Source organism: Pandoraea eparura (genome assembly GCF_902459725.1).
GTDB classification, from domain to species: Bacteria; Pseudomonadota; Gammaproteobacteria; order Burkholderiales; family Burkholderiaceae; genus Pandoraea; species Pandoraea eparura.
The window spans coordinates 478,673-499,950 of sequence record NZ_CABPSH010000002.1; the positions used below are offsets into that span (position 1 = coordinate 478,673).

Below are 21,278 nucleotides of genomic sequence, written 5' to 3' on the forward strand. Positions count from 1 at the left end.
AAATCGCAGCGGACCTTGCCGAGTCATCGGCGGCGTCGCTCCGAAAATACCCTTCACGCCCCCGATTTCCTCCGGTAGGACGTTGTGCGCCGCGGCGTTCTGCGACGACTATCGACATTGATGCGACACGCTGCGATGGGTCGCGATGTTAGAAGGAGGAGAGATGTCATTGGCAGTTGTCAGCAGCCGTGCGATCACGGGGATGGTGGCGCGCGCGGTCACCGTCGAAGTGCACCTGGCGAACGGGTTGCCGGGCTTGTCGCTGGTGGGTCTGCCCGATACCGAGGTCAAGGAGAGCCGGGAACGCGTACGCTCCGCGCTGCAGAACAGCCGGTTCGAATTTCCCGCACGGCGCATTACCGTCAACCTGGCCCCGGCGGATCTGCCGAAAGCGTCTGGCGGCTTCGATCTGCCGATTGCGCTGGGCATTCTCGCGGCCAGCGGTCAGTTGCCCGAAGCCGGATTGCGCGCGCACGAGTTCGCCGGGGAGCTGTCGCTCAGCGGCGAATTGCGGCCGGTCCGCGGCGCCTTGGCGATGGCGAGTGCCGCGCTGGCTGAACCCTTGGCGCGTGCGCTCGTGCTGCCTGCGGGCAGCGCACAGGAAGCGGCGCTGGTCGAAGGCGCCACGGTCTACGGCGCGCGCACCTTGCTCGACGTCTGCGCGCACCTTGCCGAGCCCGACGTGGCCGTGCCGCTGCCGCGTGCCGTCGTCCCGCTCGCCGTTGCGGACGCCGCACTGGCCGACGCCGAAGCGGCGCAGGCGAGCAACCTGCCCGATCTGGGCGACATCAAGGGACAGGAACACGCCAAGCGCGCGCTGGAAGTGGCGGCGGCTGGCGGGCATCACATCCTGTTCTATGGTCCGCCGGGCACCGGCAAGTCGATGCTGGCGACGCGGCTCGCGGGACTGCTCCCGCCCCTGGGCAAGACACAAGCCGTGGAGGCCGCCACGCTGGCCAGCCTGAGCGCACAGGGATTCGATTGGCGTCACTGGGGTCGACGGCCGTTTCGCGCACCGCATCACACGGCAACGGCAGCGGCGCTGGTGGGCGGAGGCAGCGTGCCGCGCCCAGGAGAAATCAGCCTCGCGCATCGCGGCGTGCTCTTTCTTGACGAACTGCCCGAATTCCAGCGACGCGTGCTCGAAGTCCTGCGCGAACCGCTGGAGGTCGGTCATGTCACGATCTCACGCGCGGGCGGACACGCCACATTCCCGGCAGCGTTTCAACTCGTGGCTGCGATGAACCCTTGCCCGTGCGGCGACCTGGGGCATCCATCGCGCAGTTGCCGCTGTACGAGCGAGGCCGTGGCGCGATATCGCAATCGTCTCTCGGGCCCGCTGCTCGATCGCATCGACCTGCATGTCGAAGTGCCGGCGCTGCGTGCCGAGACGTTCGCCGCCCCGGCCAGCGGCGAGCGCAGCGAGGTGGTGGCGGCGCGCGTCGGGCGGGCGCGCGAGCGCCAGCTATCGCGTCAGGGTCAATTGAATAGCGACCTCTCGAGCCGTGCGCTGGAGGCGCAATGCGCATTGCAGCCGAACGCGCAGGATGTCCTGCACCGCGCGGTTACGCAGCACCATTGGTCGGCACGCACGTATCACCGCGTGTTGCGCGTGGCGCGCACGGTTGCCGATCTCGCAGGCAGCATCGCGATCGACGCTCACCATGTCGCGGAGGCTACCCAATATCGCGAAGCCTCCACGACATGACAGAGATCACTCCAGCGTGAAGGAATCGAGAAACTGGTCGACTTGATCCTTCGCGGGCGCCTTCGTCGCGAGCACGACGACCTGATAGACGTGGTTGCCACGTCCGACGAAACGGGCCGCGATGTAACGCTCGGTCTTGTCGCTGGCCTTGCCTTGCGCCAAGACACTTGTCCCGGGAATGGCGGGGGCGTCGCCCGCCTGGTGCACCATGACCTGCACCGGCGCGGCGGCCGCGTCGTTCACATTGGCGAGCAAGCCTCGCTGTAGTTCGGCGAGGATCGTCTGCCGTAACGTCGCATCGTCGCTGGGCAGCGTGACCACGCCCACGGCGAAGAGCGCCGCATCGACCCGCGCCGCCTGCATGCGCATCGGCAACGGACCGGAAGCGAACTTCACTTCGCGGGCGTCCCGCGTCGGTTTGGCAGGGTAGGTGACGGCGTACGCGCCGTCCTTGTCGTGCACCTCGCGCCAGTCGTAGCGAGGGGAACAGGCGGCGAGCAACATCGTCGCGGCAAGCATGACGTAGACACGGACAACGCGATTCATAAACAGGAGAGCAACCTGAGGGAACGGAGACGCTCATTATCCGCCATGTGTTGCGACACGAAAAACGCGTCGTGGCAGTTCCCGGTATCATCGGCGGCATGACACGCACCACGGCTGACTCGTCCCGCCCATTGCCTGCCGGCGTCTGCGACCGACGCGGGCGGCTTGCGTCCGCGCTTGCGCTCACGCACCGACATTGCGTCGCGGCGCGCTCGCCAATGACCCGCAACGTTGCCAGGCAGTATGCAATCGCGCAGTTGAAGGCGCTGTTGATAGCGTCGGCAACGGCGCTATTGAAGATACGCGTGACGGCGTTACCGACGGCACTGGCGGTGCTGACGGCGGTGTGCGCCATTGGCACGGCGGCCGCAGCGCCGGCGTTGGGCGACAATATCCGCCCCGGCACACCGAACTCCGCGGTGCCGCCATCGACGGGCGTCACGTCGCCGCGCGACGCCGGTAGCACTTCAGCAACGCCAGCGCAGAACGACAACCGGCGTCCTGTGCAAGCGCAGGCCACCGTGCCGTTGGCGACGGACTTCGCCGCCCACGCCCGCCGTGCCGCTTCGCTCGACGCCCCGCTGATCGTGCTCGTATCGCTGCGGGACTGCGTCTATTGCGGCCCGATCCGTCAGCGCGAACTTGCGCCGCTCGTGCGCAGCGGCAAATATGAGGTGCGAGAGATCGGCATGGACAGCGCCGCGACCGTGCGCGAGTTTGACGGCTCGACGACGACGGGCGTTGCCTGGGCACGCACCCACGGTGTCAAGGTGTCGCCGACGGTTTTGTTCCTCGATACGCACGGACGCCCGGTCGCCGACCCGCTGATCGGCGCAGGACTCCCCGACTTCTATGGCGCCTATCTCGACAACGCCATCGCGCAAGGCCGCACCCAGTTGCGTGCCGGTCGCGCCGCCGTCGAGCGCTGAGCATCGGAGCCGTGGAATCGAGGCCGCGCAATCGGGGCTGTGGGATCGGGGCTGTGGAATCGAAGCGGTACGATCGAGGCAGCAGAATCGGGGTTGAAAATCAGAGTAGAATCGCCCACACCCATCGAACCATCCTTTCACACGGCTGTGTCATGAGCACTACGACCCCCCGCAAGTCTCCCATGAGCAAGATCCTCGCCATTGCGATCATCGCAATCGTGGCGATCGCTGCGTACTTCACGTTTGCCGGACAAAAGCGCGCGCCCGAGGCGACGTTCACGCTGCTCTCAGGACAAAAGCTCGGCACCGAACAGCTCAAGGGCAAAGTCTATCTCGTCAACTTCTGGGCGACGAGCTGCACCACGTGCATGAAGGAAATGCCGACGATGGTGAAGACGTACGAGAAGTACAAAGGCCGAGGGTTGGAATTCGTGGCCGTCGCCATGAGCTACGACCCGCCGATGTATGTGGTGAACTATGCGCAGTCGCGTCAACTGCCGTTCAAGGTGGCGATGGATTCCGACGGCAGCGTGGCCAAACAGTACGGCAACGTCCAGCTCACGCCGACGACCTTCGTCGTGGATCGCAATGGCAAGGTGCTCAAGCAATACGTGGGCGAGCCCGAATATGCAGAACTCGACAAGCTCATCGAGACGGCACTGGGCAAGCAGGCTTGACGTCGCGGCGCCGGGCCACGTCACCGCATCGCCTAACCTCCCTCGCCGCAACGCAAGCGCCCTTAGGGGCGCTTTTGTTTTGTCCCCGACGTTGGCGCACAACTTAGGGACCCGACTTGGGCATCCGACGCTGGCGCTCGACTTACACACTCGACGTAGACACCCAACGTAGGCAATCACCAGCAACGCCCCGCGTCACCCCTTTCGCCCACGGTGCGATCAACGCCCGCCCTCGCCGCCGTCGCCTTGCCCGCGCGTGTGTAAGCCGTAACGCTTGAGCTTTTCATACAGCGTCGCCTTGGGCACGTGCAGCGCCTCGGCCGTCGCCGCCACGTTGCCTTTGCTGTGCTCCAGCGCCTCTTGCAGCACCGCGCGCTCGAAGCGGTCCACCTGCTCACGGAGCGGGAGCGGCGCGAGCGAGTCTCCCTCCGGCGCACTCGCCACGCCGAGCACCAGACGATCCGCCGCGTTGCGCAGCTCACGCACGTTGCCCGGCCAGTCCGCCTGCATCAGCTCCTGACGCATCCGGTCCGAGACCACGGGCGCCGGGCGGCCATAGCGCACGGCGGCGTCCAGCATGAAGTGCTCGAACAACGGCAGGATGTCCTCACGACGCTCGCGCAACGGCGGCAATGCCAGCGTCACCACATTCAGGCGGTAGTAAAGATCGCGACGGAACGTGCCCGCGCGCACCAGCGCCTCCATGTCGCCCTTCGCCGCGGCGACCACTCGACAGTCGACACGAATCGACTGATTCGAGCCCAACCGCTCCAGCACCCCCTCCTGCAGCACACGCAGCAGCTTGACCTGCAGCGCCAGCGGCATACTCTCAATCTCGTCGAGAAACAGCGTGCCGCCCGACGCATGCTCCAGCTTGCCGACGCGACGCTTGGCCGCCCCGGTAAACGCGCCGACCTCGTGGCCGAACATCTCGCTCTCGAAGATCGCTTCGGGCAGCGCACCGCAGTTCAGTGCAACGAACGGCGCATCGCGCCGAGGCGACAACTCGTGCAGACTGCGCGCCACCAGCTCCTTACCCGTGCCGGTGTCGCCATTGATGAGCACCGGCGCATCGGTCATCGCCACATTGGCGATGAGCGTGCGCAGCGTCTCCATCGCCGGACTGCGTCCGATAATGCGCGAGGCACGCCCGCCCTGCTCCGCCAGTTCGCGCCGCAACGCCTGGTTCTCCAGCATGAGCTTGCGTGTCTCCAGCGCTCGCTTGGCCGATTCGATCAGGCGATCCGGCGCGAACGGCTTCTCGATGAAGTCGTAGGCACCGTCGCGAATCGCCTGAACGGCCATTGAGATATCGCCGTGACCGGTTACGAGAATCACCGGCACCTCGGGGGCGTGCTGACGCAGATGCGCGAGCAGCTCGAGTCCGCTCATGCCGATCAGGCGAATGTCGGAGACGACGATGCCGGCGAAATCCGGCGTGATGCGCTCGCGCGCGGCTTCGGCAGAGGCGAGCCCGAAGGCGTCGAGCCCCGCGAGTTGCAGGCTCTGCAGCGTGGCACGCCGCACGAGTTCGTCGTCTTCGACAAATAGGATCTGAAGGTTCTTGTACATCATGCGATTGTCGCGCCGGTGCGATGCACTCGACGCAGCGTCACGAGAAATTCCGCGCCACCGCCGGGAACGTTGCGGGCGACCAACTGGCCGCCGTTTTCCTGGGCGATGGACGACGAGATGGCGAGTCCGAGCCCCATGCCCTGACCGCCCTCCTTGGTACTGAAAAACGGCTCGAACAGACGCGGCATATGCGCCTCCGAAATGCCCGGCCCGTTATCGCGCACATAGATGCGCGCCCACAGGTCGTCGGCCTCCACATCGATCCAGATCGACGGCGGCGCGTGCGGGCTGGCGACACTCCCCACCGCGTCGATGGCGTTGCCCACCAGATTGATCAGCACCTGCTCGAGACGCAGTCCCTCACAGGCGACCTGCACGTCGTCCAACCCGTCGGCGAACGTCGTCGTCAACGCAATGCCCACCAGACGCCCGCGCAGCAGTGTCACCGTATTGTCGAGCGCGCGGCGCACCGACGCCTGCGTGTCAACGCGGCGCGAGCGACCCGCGAAGAGCCGCAGTTGTCCGGTGATCTTGCCCATGCGATCGGTCAGCGACGCAATGGCCTCCAGGTTCTCCTGCGCCGCGCCGTATTCGGCACGTTCGAGCAACACGCGCGTATTGTCGGAGAAGCTGCGCAGCGCCGAGAGCGGCTGATTGAGCTCGTGCGTGATACCGGCCGCCATCTGGCCCAGCGCCACGAGCTTGGACGCCTGCACGAGTTCACTCTGCGCCTCGCGCAGCTCGTGCTCGGTGCGCGAGCGCTCCTGCACCTCGGTCTGCAAGCGCTCATTGGCCGATTGCAGATCGGCCGTGCGCTCCGCGACCCGCTCGCCCAGTTCCGCATACGCCGATTGCAACAACTCACGGCTCTTCAACATGTCGCGCACGCGCTGACGCCGCTGGTTCCACGCCACCCCCAGCAAGCAAGTGAACGCCGCGAGACAACCCGCCGCCACCGCCGCGATCCGCGCGTTGGCGATCACCTGGTCGAGCGGCGCAAAGTACATGAGCGTCCAGTTCGGCTCGCCCAGCCGGCGCTGCACGGCGAGAAAGCGTCGCCTCTTGCCCGCGCCACGACCGTCGCGCACCGTCACGACCTCGCCGTCGGCGTCGAGCCGCTCGTCCTCGTGCCAGGCGAGCGGCGTGATGTGCTGGTTGTAGTACTGACGCGAGCTGTCGAGCGCCGCCTTCACCGCGGGGGTTAGCGGTGCGAGCGCCCGATACTGCCAGCGCGGCTCGGACGACAGGAAGATCACGCCATGATCGTCGGCCACCACGACCGGCTCGGAGGCGTCGGCCCCGGCTCGCTGGAACCACTCCAGGTTGAGCTTGAGGACCACTACACCGCGAATCTGGCCATCCACCACAATGGGCTGCGAGACGAAGTACCCTGGCTCACCCGACGTCGTGCCCACGCCATAGAAACGGCCCAGCGCGCCCTGCAGCGCATCGATGAAATACGGACGGAAGCGATATTCCTGGCCCACGAACGTGGCCGTCTCGCGCCAGTTGCTCGCGGCCAGCGCGCGACCGTTGGCATCGATCACATAGGCGGCCGACGCCTTGGCGCGCTGGTTCACGTCGAACAGATAATCGTTGGCGCGCTGCACGACCGCGGGATCGTTCGGATGAAGCAACAGATCGCGCACATCCGGATGCAGCGAAAGCAAATACGGCAGGAATTCGTAACGGTCCACGGTGCTGCGCAGACTGCCCGCGTAGCGCTCGACACGCGCGCCGGCGTTCACGCGCAGGTCGGCCACGCCACGCTGCCAGCTCAGAGCGTACGTCAACCAGCAGAACAGAACGCTCGCCAACAGCATGACGGCGATCCACGACCAACGGCGCATCGGCACGGTCCTCTCGAAATCGATGGGAGCGTCGTCGCGCCGAGGGGTCGAAGCGTCCGTACGTGAAGCGAAGCCACCTGCCGGTGCCTGGCGCTCGCGTGGGCGAATCGGGTTGTCGTGCTGAGTGGCCATTGGGTCGCAGCGTACGCCTTGTCGACGTCGATGACGGCCGGTTCTGGCGATGACGACAGGCGGCGCGGTCGTGCCGCCTGTCGTCATCGCAAAACCAGTGAGAACCAAAGAACCACCGGGCGGCGAAGCTCAGGCGCTATTGTGCCTGTGCCGCGCCGCCCGGTGGCGAATCTTGCGTTGGCGGGGGGCAGCAGCGTCACGCGAAACCACTCACGTGAGCCCGCAGCACCCGCCGCCAGCCGTCAGGCCAGCTCCGGCTCGCGGTTCTTGGACATGGCCTGCGCGAGCTTCTTGCGGTCCAGTTCCTTTTCCCAGGCCGACACGACGATGGTCGCCACGCCATTGCCGACGAGGTTCGTCAGCGCGCGGCACTCGCTCATGAAGCGGTCGATACCGAGGATCAGCACCATCCCGGCCACCGGGATGGTCGGGATCACGGCGAGCGTGGCGGCCAGCGTGATGAAGCCGGCGCCGGTCACGCCCGACGCGCCCTTCGAGGTCAGCATCGCCACGGCAAGCAGCGTGAGCTGCTGGCCCCAGGTCAGGTCGATGTTGGTCGCCTGCGCGATGAACAACACGGCCATCGTCATGTAGATGTTGGTGCCGTCGAGGTTGAACGAGTAACCGGTCGGAATCACCAGACCCACCACCGACTTCGAGCAACCGGCATTCTCCATCTTCTCCATCAGCTGCGGCAGCGCGGCTTCCGACGAGCTGGTGCCCAGCACGATCAGCAACTCTTCCTTGATGTAGGCGAGGAAACGGAAGATCGAGAAGCCCGTGAACTTGGCGATCAGACCCAGCACGACGATCACGAACAGGAACGACGTCAGGTAGAACGTGCCCATGAGCTTCGCGAGCGGCACCAGCGAGGCGATACCGTACTTGCCGATGGTAAAGGCCATCGCACCGAAGGCACCCAGCGGCGCAACCTTGGTGATGATGTGCACCACGCGGAAGAGCACGCCCGAGACGCTGTCGATCCAGTTCGTCACCACGCGGCCACGCTCACCGATCATGCCCAGGGCGGCGCCAAACAGGATAGCGATCACGAGGATCTGCAGAATCTCACCCTTGGCGAACGCATCGGTGATCGTGCTCGGGATCAGGTGCATCAGGAAGTCGACGAACGTCTCGCCGTGAGCGGCCTTCGCGGCATAGCCGGAAATCGCCTTCGGATCGAGGGCATTGATGTCGACGTTGAACCCGGCACCCGGCTTCAGGATGTGGGTCGCGGCCAGACCGATGATCAGCGCGAGCGTCGAGACGATTTCGAAGTAAAGGATCGCCTTGCCACCAACGCGGCCGACCTTCTTCATATCTTCCATGCCGGCAATGCCGGTCACGACGGTACAGAAGATCACCGGGCCGATGATCATCTTGATCAGCTTGATGAACGCATCGCCGAGCGGCTTCATCTGCACGGCCAGATCGGGCTTGAGGTGACCGAGCACGATGCCGATGACGATGGCGATCAGCACCTGTACGTACAGGATGCGATAGAAGGGTTTTTTGGTCTGAGTTTGCATGTTGTTTCCTCTTCAGGCGGCGGGGCAAGCCACCGCCCTTGTTATCAATCCGCGGTGACGCCGCGAATTTCGCTTTGCGCAAAGCGCATTTGCTCCTCCATCACCATCTGGGCGAGCGTCTTCTTCAAATCATTGAATTCGCTGCCTGCCGTGTCGCGCGGACGGGGTAGTTCGATGACCATGTCCCGCTTGACCGTGCCCGGCCGGTACGTCATGACGACGACCCGGTCGGCCAGATAGATCGACTCCTCGATGCTGTGTGTGACGAAAATGATCGTCTTCTTGAATTCCTCCCAGATGCGCAGCAGCTCGTCCTGCAACGTGCGGCGCGTGAGCGCATCGAGCGCGCCGAACGGCTCGTCCATAAGCAGGATCGGGCTGTCGAGCGCCAGCACGCGCGCGATCGCCACACGCTGACGCATGCCGCCCGACAGATCGCGCGGAAACCGGTCGCGAAACTCGCGCAGGTTCAACTTGCCGAGCAGCAGATCCACCCGCTCGTTGATCTCGGCGCGACGCATCCCCTTGATTTCCAGCCCGAAAGCGATGTTCTGCGCCACCGTCATCCACGGAAACAGCGCGTACTCCTGGAACACCATGCCGCGATCCGGGCCCGGCTCGGCCGCCGCGTGCGCACGACCGTCGATACGGATGGCGCCCGAGGTCGGTTGCACGAATCCTGCCAGCGCGTTGAGCAGCGTCGACTTGCCGCAGCCCGACGGCCCCAGCAGGCAGACGAATTCCCCTGCGCCAATGGTCAGATCGATGTCCTTGAGCGCATCGACGACGCCGCCCGGAATCGGGAACTGCTTACCCACGTGTTCAATTTCGATCAGCATGTCGCTCGCCTCACTTGGTTTCGAGACCACGGTGCCACTTGAGCAGGTGGTTGTTGAGACGATCCATGCCCAGATCGATCACCAGGCCGAGCAGACCGATGGTCAGCATGCCGGCGATGATCTTGTCGGACCACATGTATTCGCGCGCTTCCAGAATGCGGTAGCCGAGACCGTTGTTCACGGCGATCATCTCGGCCACGATCACGACGATGAACGCCGTACCGATGCCGATGCGAATGCCCGACAGGATGTACGGTGTCGCCGCCGGCATGATGACGCGGCGAAAGATCGTGAACTGGCCCGCCCCGAGATTGCGGGCTGCGCGCAGATAGATGCCGTCGACGTGACGTACGCCCGCGATCGTGTTCATCAGCACCGGGAAAAACGCCCCGAGTGCGATGAGGAAGAACGCCGGCGGGTTGCCCAGGCCGAACCAGAGAATGGCCAGCGGGATGTAGGCGATCGGGGGAATCGGGCGCACCACCTGCACCAGCGGATTGAACAGCCCGTAGATGCGGCTGCTGGTGCCCATGAGCAGGCCGAGCGGCAGCGCGATCACCGCGCCCACGAGAAAGCCCATGACGACGCGGTACAGACTGTTGGCGGCGTCCGTGAGCAATTCGCTCGAATTCAGCCACGCGCCGACGCCGTCGGCCATCGTCACCGTCGGTTTGAGGTATTGCCACCACTTGGCGATGACCGCCAGCGGCGACGGGAGAATGATCGGATTGATCCACCCGAGGCCCGTGACGATCTGCCAGATCGCCACGACCGCGAGCGGAATCAGCACACCGCGCATCATGCGCGTAGTGCGCGAGGCACCCGAAGAAGCAAGCACAGCAGCCATCCGTTCGCCTCGCTTTACTTGATGTTCAGCTTCGTCTTCGCCTTGGCGAGCAGGTCGAGCTTGACCCAGTCGCCCGCGTTCGGCACCGGATCCTGCAGCCGGCCCACGCCATATTGCTTCATGAGGTCGGTCGTGAGCTGCACGTGCGAGGTGCTCAGATCGTAGCTATACGGCGAGTTGCTGATGGCGTCGGTGAAGTCCTGCGTCGTGATCTGGTTCTTGAACATGTCCTCGCGCACGAACTTCTCTGCCGCCTGCGGGTGCTGAATGAAGAAGTCGGTCGCCTCGACGAACGCATACATCAGGCGCTGCGCCACGTCCGGCTTTTCCTTGTAGAGCTTTTCGGTGATCACGAGCGCGCGCACCGGCTCGCCGAGCGGCGTGTCGTAAGGCTTGAGCATTTCCACGCCGAAGCCCTTGTTGATGGCCTGCGAAGCCTGCGGCTCCGACTGACACATCGCATCGATGCTGCCGGCGGCAAGCGCCTGGTTCAGATCGGCATACGCCATGAACAGGATCTGCACGTCCTTGCCCGGCTTATCCGACCACGTCAGGCCGGCCTTGGCCAGCTCGGCGTACAGAATCAGCTCCTGGGCGCCGCCACGGGCCACACCCACTTTCTTACCCTTGAGATCGGCCACCTTGGTGATCGGCAACCCCTTCTTCGCGACGAGACGCACGCCCCCCTTCGCGAATCCGGCCACGGCGTAGATCGGCGCGCCCTGCGCACGACCCGCAATGGCGGCGTCCAGCGCGCTTGCCGACACGTCGACCTGCCCCGCCACGATTGCAGGCATGATGTCCACACCCTTGGCGAACATCCGCTCTTCGATCTTCAGGCCATATTTCGGCCCAATGACCTTCATGTACGACACCGCGCCGTAGTGGGCGAACTTCAGGTTCCCCAGACGGACCACATCGTCGGCAAAAGCGTGTAGCGAAGCCGCGCACAGCGCCGCAACGGCAAGACATTGCTTGAACATAAGGTCTCCTCTTTTATATGGACGGCTTGCCTTGTCCGTCTGGATTCCCGTAAGGGCACCGGATCGGGCGGCAGCACGTACTTGATAAAAGCAATACCTATGCCAACAACGTAAGTCCTTGATTTTAATATGGGAAGATGTGGAAAACCCGAAGAACCGTCATACGAAAAACCGGAAAGCGAGGTCCAATGCTTTCTGGATTTCCAGAAAAATGGCCGAGCGTGGAATGTCGCGCGAGCTTTCGGGTAAATTCCGCCCAGCCGAAGCAACGCAGTGCGATGAAAAGGCGAAGCCCCCCCTTTGAAGGCATCGCCCCAAGCGGTCGGGCCCACCGAAGCGAGGCGGCGACCACCCGTGCGACCCGAGACCCGATCAGGCGGATAACGCTTCCGGCAGGGGCGCCTGATAGCCCAGCGCCGCGGAAATCTCGGTGGCGCAAGCCGACAGGCGCGACGAGATATCGGGCAGCAGCGCCCGCGTCATGCGCGACGACGGACCGGAAGCCGACAGCGACGCGATCACCTCGCCAGACGCATCGCGCACCGGCACCGCCACCGACACGGCTTCGGGCGCGAGCTCGCCGAAGCTCACCGCGCAATCCTGACGACGCACGTTGAGCAGCTCGGCGGCCAACTCGTCACGCTCGATGAGCGTGCCCGCCGTATAGCGCTTGCGCGGACGGCCCAGCACCTGCGCACGAACGTCGTCGGACGCGAACGCCAGCAGCACTCGGCCCGACGCCCCGACATACAGCGGACGACGATTGCCGACCACGCCGTGCACGCGCAACTCATGAGTCGATTCGACGCGCGCCACGCACAGCGACTCTAGCCCGTCGCGCACACGAAGCTGGATATTCTCGTTCAGTGCGCGGTTGAGCGCCTGGAGGTGGCGGTGGGCGACTTTCACGAGATTGACCTGCTCGTGCCCCGCCACACCCAGCACCAACGCCTGCGCGCCCAGCACGTAGGTGACCGGGCTGCCCTCGCGCACCACCCAGCGGTGCTGCTCGAGCGTTGCCAGCAGACGAAAGGCACGCGACTTGTTCAGGCCGGCACGCTGCGCCAGTTCCGTCACACCCAGGCCAGGACACTCCCCAACCAGCGACAACAGCGTAAGCGCCGTATCGACCGAAGCGACTGTGTAGTCCATCAAACTTCCTCGCTATGTTGTTCGGCATAGGCGGCGAGCGCTGCCGCGAATTGGCCAAGTTGCGATTGCAGCGCCGGGAAGCCGTCATGCTTCTCGCCGTGCGATTCATTCAGGTAAAGCGCCTGGTTCAGCTCGATCTGCACGCTGTGGCGCCGCTCGGCGGGGCGTCCGAAGTGACGCACCAGATCGCCGCCGCCATCCTCGCCCCCCGGCGTGTTGTACGCGACGCGATACCCCAGTCGCGTGAATTCGGCGATGACCCAGCGCGAGAACGCCGGATCGGCCGTCGTGCCGTTGCCGTCGCTCACGAGCACGTCGGCGCGCGACATGCCGGCATCGATATCGAGCGCCCCGCCGCGCGACCGCATCGAGTGACAGTTCAAGTGCCAGACCACGCCGTGCCGGTGCCAGGCGGCATCCAGCGCATCGCGCAGCGCCTGGCGGTACGGCAGGTAATAGTCGTGAATGCGGCGCTCGACCTCGGCCACCGACAGGCGCCGGTCGTAGAGCGGCACATTCGGCGCCGCAAACCGATGCAGCAGGCCGACACCGCGCTCGCTGTACGCTTGGGGACGCGCATCGTGCGGCCACAGGCTCGCGAGCAATTCGGGATCGATGTCGTGCTCGGCGCGGTTCGCATCGATGTAGGCGCGCGGGAACAGCGCGGCGACGAGCGTTGCGCCGTGATGCGTGGCCACGGACCACAATTCGTCGACGTACGCGTCGCCGCACGCGAGAATCGCGGCCGTCGGCGCAATGGTGTCGAAATCGGGAGGGAACACATGACCGCTGTGCGGCGCATCGATCACCAGAGGCAAACGCCTCCCCAGGCCCCCTTGTGGCGCTTCCACAAAATATCGGCCCTCGGTGACCTGACGGGACATGCAGTCTCCTCGTGTGCGTCCGGAACGCCCGTCTTTTATCTTTATGACAAGCGCATCGTTTTGCCAAGCAAAACAAGGTTTCAATATTCTGAAACAATGCCGGAGCGTCGGCAAGAAGCGGGTTGTTACGGCATATTTCGCGGCACGACGTCGCGAGACCGACAACGAAAATGATCGTTTCCTCGACGTTCACCGCAGATGTCGACGTGTTTGAAACGACTTAGCCGGCATGCGCCGACGGACGCGCGCGTATCGCCTATTGAACCGGGCTTCGCCTGTGACGCGTCGTAATCGAAAAACAAACAAAAACGCGGACCGTCTTTCGACGGCCCGCGTTCTGTGTCTGGCGACGAGGTGACGCTTGCGGATCAGATGGCGTCGGCCACCCCCGCTTCGTGTGCCTGCACGTCGGCGTGATAGCTGGAGCGCACCATCGCGCCCACGGCGGCGTGCGTAAAGCCCATCTTGTAAGCCTCTTCCTCGAACATCTTGAACGTGTCGGGCGTGACGTAGCGACGCACCGCCAGGTGGTGCTCCGACGGCTGGAGATACTGTCCGATCGTGAGCATGTCCACGTTGTGGGCGCGAAGATCGCGCATCACTTCCAGGATTTCCTCGTCCGTCTCACCCAGGCCGACCATCAGGCCCGACTTCGTGGACACGTCCGGATGCTTTGCCTTGAACTCCTTGAGGAGCGTGAGCGAGTGCTGGTAGTCCGAGCCCGGACGCGCTTCCTTGTACAGGCGCGGCACCGTCTCGAGGTTGTGGTTCATCACGTCGGGCGGGGCGGCATTGAGGATGCCCAGCGCGCGATCGAGACGCGCGCGGAAGTCCGGCGTGAGAATTTCGATGCGGGTTTGCGGCGACAGCTCGCGCACGTGACGGATACAGTTGACAAAGTGCTGGGCCCCGCCGTCGCGCAGGTCGTCGCGGTCGACACTCGTGATCACCACGTACTTCAGACGCATCGCGGCGATGGTCTTCGCGAGGTTGAGCGGCTCGTCGACGTCGAGCGGGTCGGGACGGCCATGGCCGACGTCGCAGAACGGGCAGCGGCGCGTGCATTTGTCGCCCATGATCATGAACGTGGCCGTGCCCTTGCCGAAGCACTCGCCGATGTTCGGGCAACTTGCCTCTTCACACACCGTATGCAGGTTGTGCTCGCGCAGGATCTGCTTGATCTCGTAGAAACGCGACGTGTGGGTGGCCGCCTTCACGCGAATCCAGTCCGGCTTCTTCAGACGCTCGATCGGCACGACCTTGATCGGAATGCGCGCCGTCTTGGCTTGCGACTTTTGCTTGGCGGTGGCGTCGTAGTCGCCGTCGATCGTGCGAACTTCCTTGTTCGCGGTGTCGTTCTGAGTCACGGTGGTGGTCATGTTGGGGGCTTTCCAGACGTCCAATCAGGCGGCGGCGTTTGCGCTTGCGGCCGGGTCGGCCTGCGACGCGGCTTCGGCCGACGCGGTGTGCTGGTCGAGATGATGACCGAGTTGCTGCGCCAGTCGCGCGGCCACTTCGTCCCAGCGGGGGGCCACGCCGAGCGTGGCCATGTCTACGGTTTGCAGTCCGGCGTAGCCGCACGGATTGATCCAGTCGAACGGGCGCAGATCCATCGCGACGTTCAGCGACACGCCGTGATAACTGCATCCATTGCGGATCTTCAACCCGAGCGCGGCGATTTTCGCACCGGCATGCGCTGCGGAGCCGTCGCCCAGGCTCACATAGATCCCCGGTGCGCCGGCCCGGCGCTCAACGTCGAGATTATACGCGCCCAGGGTGTCGATCACTGCCTGCTCGATCAAACGCACCATTTCGCGCACGCCGAGCTTGCGCCGGCGCAGGTCCACGAGCAGGTAAATCACGACCTGCCCCGGTCCATGATAGGTAATCTGGCCACCGCGGTCGACCTTGACGAGCGGGATACCGGTATTTGCCACGAGCAAGTGGGCAGGGTCGCCGGCCAGCCCAAGCGTGTACACAGGCGGATGCTGAACGATCCAGAGCTGGTCGGGGCCGTGCGGGCCACGCGTGTCGGTGTACGCGCGCATGGCGTCGAACGATGTGGCGTAGTCTTCGGTGCCGCGCCAGCACACTTCGATCGGGGAGGTCATGCGCGCAATTTTAACGAAACCCGCGCAGTCTTGCTCGAAGCGGCGCGACCGGGCGCGCGTTGGCAGCTTTTACGGCGACGTTTCGCACTTCAGGGTTGCCCGGGGTCTCACAGCGCGTTGTGAATGTCATTGACACATCGACCGCGTCGACGCCGGCCCCCAACACGAAACACGCGCCCGTTGGCGGCGAAGGCCAAGGGGCGCGTAATGTCACTTAACCCGAGCGCCGGGTCCGCAAGGGGTCGCGTCAGGCCGCCGACGCGCAGGCGTTTGCTTCGCGCGATGCCCGGCGTCCGGCGAGCCACCGGCGCAGCGCACGGGCCAGCGGGAAACGGTGCGCCACTTCGCGCAGCAATTCGGCTTCCGCCACCTCGTCGGACGACACCCAGTAACGGCGGCCGGGTTCAACCACGAGGCGCTGGCCGGGCATGAGCCAGTAATCGCGCGGATCGCCCGCACGTGTCACCCAAACCGCCGCGCCGCGCGCGACCAGCGTATGCTCATGATGCAAGTCGAGGCTGATCACTTCCCCCGGACGGATACCGTAGAAGTACTGCACCTTTGTTAAATTGTTTTGCATTTTACGACCCCCACTCAGTGCGAGACAATGACTGAATCATAGAGACTGGCGGGCGTCTGACCAAACGACATATTTTCACGGCCTTGCCAATAAAACTCACATGGATATTCGGAGACTTCCCAACCTGAGCGCCTTGCGCGCCTTCGAGGCGGCGGCCCGCCTGGAGAGCTTCTCGCGCGCGGCCGAGGAGTTGTTCGTCACACACGGCGCCATCAGCCACCAGATTCGCGCGCTGGAGCAGGAGCTGGGGACGACGCTTTTCGCACGCAACGGCAAACGCATCAGCATCACGCCGGCGGGGCGCCAGTACGCCGCCTCGATCCGTACCGCGCTCGGCGACATTGCGCAGGCGACGCGCAAGTTGCAGGCGGGCACGCGCAGCGAGCGGCGGCTGGTGCTCACGACCATGCCGTCGTTTGCGAGCCGTTGGCTCACGCCGCGCATCGGACGTTTCATCGACCGGCATCCGGAGCTTGAAGTGGAGTTGCGATGCAGCGCCCAGTTGGTCGACTTCGAGCGCGACGATGTCGACGTTGCCCTTCGCATGGGCAAGGGCAACTGGCCTGGGCTGCACATCGAGAAAGTGCTCGACGACGTGTTTTTCCCGGCCTGCAGTCCGACGTACAACAACGGACGTTTGCCGCAGACGGCGGAGGAATTTGGTCGCAGCACGTTGCTGCGCTCGGAGGGCGAGCCGTGGGCGCCGTGGTTCGCGGCGGCGGGCTTCGATTTGCCAGAGCCGACACAGGGCATGATGTACGAGGATTCCGGGATGCTGTCGCAAGCGGCCATCGTCGGCCAGGGCCTGGCGCTCGTACGCCGCTCGCTGGCCGTGGGCGACATCATGGCGGGACGCCTCGTGCGGCTGTCCGACGTCGACACGCCGTGCGACTGGGATTACTACTTCGTGTGTCCACCCGCCGTGCTGCAGACGCAGCGAGTCCAGGCGTTCAGAACGTGGTTCCTGGAAGAATTGAAGGCCTTTGAGTCGGTGAAGGACATGCAGCGCCGCCCGACCCAACCGAATGCCGCCGCCTGGGAGGCCGGCGAGGTGTCACCCGACGCGCAACCGAGATTCCCGTCCCGCCTGCCGCCCGATGACGGCGCACCGACGCACGCTTGAATCCGACGACGCACGCCAACGTCTGAAGCCAACCACCCAATTCAACCGCGCAAGCGAGCGGCTGGACGTCGCGTCCAAAGCGCGCTCGCCGGGTGCATGCATCGCCTGCGCCCCGCCAGGCGTTGTAGGCGCCTTACAGCACCACCTTGACCATCGGATGCCCGGTCAGCGCACGATAGATATCGTCGAGATGAGCTTTCGAGTGGGCGCGCACCGTGACGGTCAGACCGAGATATTTGCCCGTGCTGGACGGGCGCATCTCCACGGTCGCGGCGTCGAATTCCGCATCGAACTCACGCAGCAGCGCCACGATCGCGTCGGCGAAACCGTCCTGCGTCGCCCCCATCACCTTGATCGGAAAGTCGCACGGAAACTCGAGCAGGCTTTCCTTTTTTTCCGTGGTCATAGTGCCTCCTTGGCGCGTTGATAAGCCGCGTACAGCGCCTGGAAGACAGGGCCCGGCTTGCCATCGCCCACGGCCTTGCCGTCGAGCGTGACGACCGCCAGCACTTCCTTGGTGGCCGACGTGATGAGCAGCTCGTCGGCGTTGCGCACTTCCGCTTCACTGACCGGACGCTCATGGAACCGGACGCCGCATTCGCGCGCCAGGCCTTCGAGCACGCCGTAGCGAATGCCTTCCAGGATTCGATTGTCGCGCAGCGGCGCGAACATTTCACCGCCCTTGACGACCCACACGTTGCTCGACGACGCCTCGGTCAGGTTCCCGTCGCGGAACTGAATCGTTTCCTGGACGTCGTGATCGGCCGCGTACTGCGCCATCAGCACATTGCCCAGCAGCGACGTCGACTTGATATGGCAGTTCAGCCAGCGCCGATCCTCATGCGTGACCGCCCCCACCCCGTGCTCCACTTTTTCGCGGCTGGGCAGCGTGAGCGGCGTCGCGATCCCGAACACCGTGGGTGCGATGTCCTTCGGGAACGTGTGCTGCCGCGGCGCCACGCCACGCGTGACCTGCACGTAGACGCTGTGCGGATCAGCCGAACACGTGGCCGAGAGGCGGGCGAAGAGCGCCTCCCATTCGGCTCGCGTGTACGGATTGGCGATGCGGATTTCGGCAAGACTGCGCTCGAGCCGATCCAGATGCTGGGCAAGCCGGAAGGGCTTGCCGTGATAGACCGGCACGACCTCGTAGATGCCGTCGCCGAACAGGAAACCGCGGTCGAGGACGGAGATTTTCGCGTCGCCGAGCGGGATCAGGTCGCCATTGAGCCAGACGGTGGGGTTTTCCATGCTTACTTCTTCACGAACATCAGGCGCAGCGCATCCCATGCGCGGCCAATGAAGCTGGCCTGCGCGACGTCGGCGAGTGCCACGACCGGGAATTCGGCCAGCGACTTGCCGTCGGCCATCACCTTCACGGTACCCACCGGCGTACCGTTGGCGATCGGCGCGATCAGCGGCTCACGCAGTTCCAGTTGCGGCTTGATCTTGTCGGCCGTGCCCTTCGGTACGGTGATGAAGGTGTCCTTCTTCACACCGATCTTCAGCTCGCTGTCCTTGCCCTTCCAGACCTTGGGCGTGGCCACGACCTGATTGGCGCCGTACACGCGCAGCGTGTCGAAGTTCTGGTAGCCGTAGTTCAGCGCCGAGAGGCTGTCCTGCACGCGCGCACGCTCGGTCGGCTCGCCCACGACCACGGACAGCACGCGGCGGTTCACGCCCGGGGCGCCCGGCATCGGACGCGACGCCGTGGCCACGAGGCAGTAACCCGCTTCCTTCGTGTGGCCGGTCTTCAGGCCGTCGACCGTCGGATCGAGGTACAGCAGGCGATTGCGGTTCGGCTGGCGAATGTTGTTGTATGTGAAGCTCTTCTCCGCGTAGATCTTGTAGTACTCGGGGAAGTCCTGAATCAGGTGTGTCGACGCCGCCGCGATATCGGCCACGGTCGTGTAGTGCTGCGGATCGGTCAGCCCGTCGACGTTCGCGTAATGGGTGTGCTTCAGGCCCATGCGCTGCGCCGCGCGATTCATCAGCTCGACAAAGCCCTGTTGCGAGCCGCCGACGAGTTCGGCCAGCGCGATGGACGCGTCGTTGCCCGACTGCACGATCATGCCGTAGATGAGATCGTGCACCGACACCGGCTTGCCGGCTTCGATGAACGTGCGCGACTCGTCGCGACCCACCTTGCGAACCGAATCGCTCGGAATGACGGTCTGCTCCATCGAAATGCGCTTGTCGCGCAGGGCTTCGAAGATCACGTACGACGTCATGATCTTCGTGAGCGACGCGGGCTCCACCCGTGCATCCGCGTCACCGGCAGCCAGCACCTGACCGCTGTTGATGTCGACGATCGTCCAGGCCTTGGCCGACATCGGCGGCGGCGGAATCTGTTGAGCACGCGCGGGAAGCGCGACAAGCGAGCCGCAAGCGACGAGCGCAGCCGCGGCGGCGGCACGGGACAGCGAAGCGTTGAATTTCATGGGCGATGAGGAAAACGATGTGAGGCTCAGGGGCATCTGCGCTTGATGAAGCGCCGTGCCGCCGACACACTGACGAGCGCGCGGCACGGCGAAGAAGACGGCGGCACCGGAGCGCCGGGGCCATGCCTGTCGGGATCATAGACCCGGCTCGGCATGACAAGGTTCAGGGCCGAATTATACCCGTCGCGATTTCGCGGCCCCAGCGCGGCGGGCCTGGACGGTCGAAATCTGCCGAAATTCGCCCCGGGTGTATCAATGACGCCACGCGTCGACCACGAGCTGTTTCAGCAGGGGTAACAGGCCGTGGAAAAAGTGCTCGCCACCGGGAATGACCACGACGGGCAGCGTCTGCGGACGTGCCCAGTCCAGCACCGATGCCAGCGGCACCGTATCGTCCATTTCGCCGTGAATGACCAGCGTGTCGGCCGGCACTGTCGCCACCTCCCAGTTGCTCGCTGCCGTGCCCACGAACACCAGACGCTGCGCGGGCGTCCCGGCGGCCTCCAGCGTCTTCGCGACATGCGAGAGCACGAACGTGCCGAAGGAGAAGCCGGCCAGCGCGAGCGGCAACGTCTCCCAGCCCGGTTGCTGGCGCATCCAGTCGATCACGGCGAGCAAGTCGTCGCGCTCGCCGATCCCTTTGTCGTGCTCGCCCGCCGACTTGCCGACGCCGCGAAAGTTCGGACGCACCACGGCGTAGCCGAGCTGGACGAACGCCCGGGCGAGCGTCTGGGCGACCTTGTTGTCTAGCGTGCCGCCGAACAGCGGGTGCGGATGGGCGACGAGCGTGATGCCGCGCGGCGCGCCTGCCGGACGGTCGATGGCAATTTCGATGGCGCCGACCGGGCCGTCGATAGTGAAGCGTTCAGTCTGGGCGTTCATGAGCGATAGTGGGCTGAAGTGCGGCGAGGCCCGTGCGCAGCGCGCCGGGCGTTGCGTGCGTCGCGAGGATCAGTCGATCAGCAGACGCTCGACGATCTCGCCTTGCGCCAGATGCTTTTCGACAATCTCGTCGATATCGGTTTCGTCGATATACGTGTACCAGGTCCCCTCGGGATAGATCACCACGACCGGTCCTTGCTCGCAGCGATCGAGGCAACCCGCCTTGTTCACCCGCACCTTGCCGGGGCCGGCCAGGCCGAGTTGCTTGACCTTTGCCTTGGCGTACTCCTGCATCGCTTGTGCGTTGCAGTTGGCGCAGGAGGGGCGATCGGCGCCGGGTTCGCGCTGATTCAGGCAGAAAAACATGTGATGCTGGTAGTACTGCGGCTGGGTGGCCATGTCGGGACTTTGGCAAAGTGGCAACGTATTGCGGGCCATTCTAACCGACCTGCCCGCGCCTTGCGGCGTCCGCCCCCCCGTGCGCTCAGGA

Annotated in this window: 21 protein-coding genes; 4 read left to right on the forward strand and 17 right to left on the reverse strand. The window is 64.8% G+C overall.

All coding sequences use genetic code 11. The annotated features are described in order from the left end of the window. The first annotated feature begins 163 nt into the window (after positions 1–163). Complete coding sequence (locus PEP31012_RS06325) at positions 164–1,708, forward strand: YifB family Mg chelatase-like AAA ATPase (RefSeq protein WP_150588469.1); 1,545 nt, start codon at positions 164–166, stop codon at positions 1,706–1,708. Between the two features lie 6 nt (positions 1,709–1,714). Here PEP31012_RS06325 and PEP31012_RS06330 read toward each other — a convergent pair whose 3' ends face one another. After that, the gene (locus tag PEP31012_RS06330) at positions 1,715–2,254 is read right to left on the reverse strand and encodes a hypothetical protein (protein ID WP_150588470.1); all 540 of its coding nucleotides are present in this window, start codon (positions 2,252–2,254) and stop codon (positions 1,715–1,717) included. A gap of 218 nt (positions 2,255–2,472) precedes the next feature. On the opposite strand from PEP31012_RS06330, the gene PEP31012_RS23920 reads away from it, so the two are divergent. Then, positions 2,473–3,183: a thioredoxin domain-containing protein gene (locus PEP31012_RS23920; protein ID WP_246171164.1), complete on the forward strand. Its 711-nt coding sequence runs from the start codon at positions 2,473–2,475 to the stop codon at positions 3,181–3,183. Positions 3,184–3,365: 182 nt separating this feature from the next. Then, entirely contained in the window at positions 3,366–3,860 is a 495-nt protein-coding gene (locus PEP31012_RS06340) for a TlpA disulfide reductase family protein (RefSeq protein WP_246171165.1), read from the forward strand. A gap of 219 nt (positions 3,861–4,079) precedes the next feature. Here PEP31012_RS06340 and PEP31012_RS06345 read toward each other — a convergent pair whose 3' ends face one another. The 11 genes from PEP31012_RS06345 to PEP31012_RS06395 all read right to left on the reverse strand — a co-directional run bounded on the left by PEP31012_RS06345 (position 4,080) and on the right by PEP31012_RS06395 (position 16,342). Beyond that, positions 4,080–5,435 (reverse strand): sigma-54-dependent transcriptional regulator, encoded by a 1,356-nt coding sequence (locus PEP31012_RS06345; RefSeq protein ID WP_425494927.1) that lies wholly within the window; start codon positions 5,433–5,435, stop codon positions 4,080–4,082. Then, the gene (locus tag PEP31012_RS06350) at positions 5,432–7,417 is read right to left on the reverse strand and encodes a sensor histidine kinase (protein ID WP_150588472.1); all 1,986 of its coding nucleotides are present in this window, start codon (positions 7,415–7,417) and stop codon (positions 5,432–5,434) included. The genes PEP31012_RS06345 and PEP31012_RS06350 overlap by 4 nt, the downstream gene beginning before the upstream one ends. 242 nt (positions 7,418–7,659) lie before the next feature. After that, positions 7,660–8,946 carry a dicarboxylate/amino acid:cation symporter gene (locus tag PEP31012_RS06355; RefSeq protein ID WP_150588473.1) on the reverse strand — a complete coding sequence of 429 codons (1,287 nt, stop codon included), beginning with the start codon at positions 8,944–8,946 and terminating at the stop codon, positions 7,660–7,662. A 44-nt stretch (positions 8,947–8,990) separates the two neighbouring features. Beyond that, positions 8,991–9,785 (reverse strand): ABC transporter ATP-binding protein, encoded by a 795-nt coding sequence (locus tag PEP31012_RS06360; RefSeq protein ID WP_150588474.1) that lies wholly within the window; start codon positions 9,783–9,785, stop codon positions 8,991–8,993. Positions 9,786–9,795: 10 nt separating this feature from the next. Further along, complete coding sequence (locus tag PEP31012_RS06365) at positions 9,796–10,632, reverse strand: ABC transporter permease (RefSeq protein WP_217427113.1); 837 nt, start codon at positions 10,630–10,632, stop codon at positions 9,796–9,798. 14 nt (positions 10,633–10,646) lie between these two features. Continuing rightward, positions 10,647–11,615: an ABC transporter substrate-binding protein gene (locus PEP31012_RS06370; RefSeq protein ID WP_150588475.1), complete on the reverse strand. Its 969-nt coding sequence runs from the start codon at positions 11,613–11,615 to the stop codon at positions 10,647–10,649. 372 nt (positions 11,616–11,987) lie between these two features. Beyond that, the gene (locus tag PEP31012_RS06375) at positions 11,988–12,767 is read right to left on the reverse strand and encodes an IclR family transcriptional regulator (protein WP_150588476.1); all 780 of its coding nucleotides are present in this window, start codon (positions 12,765–12,767) and stop codon (positions 11,988–11,990) included. Beyond that, positions 12,767–13,651 (reverse strand): N-formylglutamate amidohydrolase, encoded by an 885-nt coding sequence (locus tag PEP31012_RS06380; RefSeq protein WP_150588477.1) that lies wholly within the window; start codon positions 13,649–13,651, stop codon positions 12,767–12,769. The genes PEP31012_RS06375 and PEP31012_RS06380 overlap by 1 nt, the downstream gene beginning before the upstream one ends. 368 nt (positions 13,652–14,019) lie before the next feature. After that, positions 14,020–15,030, reverse strand: a complete 1,011-nt coding sequence (lipA, locus tag PEP31012_RS06385; protein ID WP_246171167.1) for a lipoyl synthase — start codon at positions 15,028–15,030, stop codon at positions 14,020–14,022. A 24-nt stretch (positions 15,031–15,054) separates the two neighbouring features. After that, positions 15,055–15,762: a lipoyl(octanoyl) transferase LipB gene (gene lipB / locus PEP31012_RS06390; protein WP_150588478.1), complete on the reverse strand. Its 708-nt coding sequence runs from the start codon at positions 15,760–15,762 to the stop codon at positions 15,055–15,057. A gap of 247 nt (positions 15,763–16,009) precedes the next feature. Next, entirely contained in the window at positions 16,010–16,342 is a 333-nt protein-coding gene (locus tag PEP31012_RS06395; protein WP_150588479.1) for a DUF2917 domain-containing protein, read from the reverse strand. Between the two features lie 100 nt (positions 16,343–16,442). On the opposite strand from PEP31012_RS06395, the gene PEP31012_RS06400 reads away from it, so the two are divergent. Beyond that, positions 16,443–17,465, forward strand: coding sequence for a transcriptional regulator GcvA (locus PEP31012_RS06400; RefSeq protein WP_150588480.1), 1,023 nt, complete (start codon positions 16,443–16,445; stop codon positions 17,463–17,465). Between the two features lie 133 nt (positions 17,466–17,598). Here PEP31012_RS06400 and PEP31012_RS06405 read toward each other — a convergent pair whose 3' ends face one another. The 5 genes from PEP31012_RS06405 to PEP31012_RS06425 form a co-directional block, all read right to left on the reverse strand. Continuing rightward, the gene (locus PEP31012_RS06405) at positions 17,599–17,871 is read right to left on the reverse strand and encodes a DUF493 family protein (RefSeq protein WP_150588481.1); all 273 of its coding nucleotides are present in this window, start codon (positions 17,869–17,871) and stop codon (positions 17,599–17,601) included. Next, entirely contained in the window at positions 17,868–18,716 is an 849-nt protein-coding gene (locus PEP31012_RS06410) for a D-amino acid aminotransferase (protein WP_150588482.1), read from the reverse strand. Before PEP31012_RS06410 ends, PEP31012_RS06405 begins: the two co-directional genes overlap by 4 nt. A 2-nt stretch (positions 18,717–18,718) precedes the next feature. Further along, positions 18,719–19,906: a D-alanyl-D-alanine carboxypeptidase family protein gene (locus PEP31012_RS06415; RefSeq protein WP_150588483.1), complete on the reverse strand. Its 1,188-nt coding sequence runs from the start codon at positions 19,904–19,906 to the stop codon at positions 18,719–18,721. Positions 19,907–20,158: 252 nt separating this feature from the next. After that, positions 20,159–20,788 (reverse strand): alpha/beta hydrolase, encoded by a 630-nt coding sequence (locus PEP31012_RS06420; protein ID WP_150588484.1) that lies wholly within the window; start codon positions 20,786–20,788, stop codon positions 20,159–20,161. Between the two features lie 69 nt (positions 20,789–20,857). After that, the gene (locus tag PEP31012_RS06425; RefSeq protein WP_150588485.1) at positions 20,858–21,187 is read right to left on the reverse strand and encodes a (2Fe-2S) ferredoxin domain-containing protein; all 330 of its coding nucleotides are present in this window, start codon (positions 21,185–21,187) and stop codon (positions 20,858–20,860) included. Positions 21,188–21,278 lie beyond the last annotated feature (91 nt).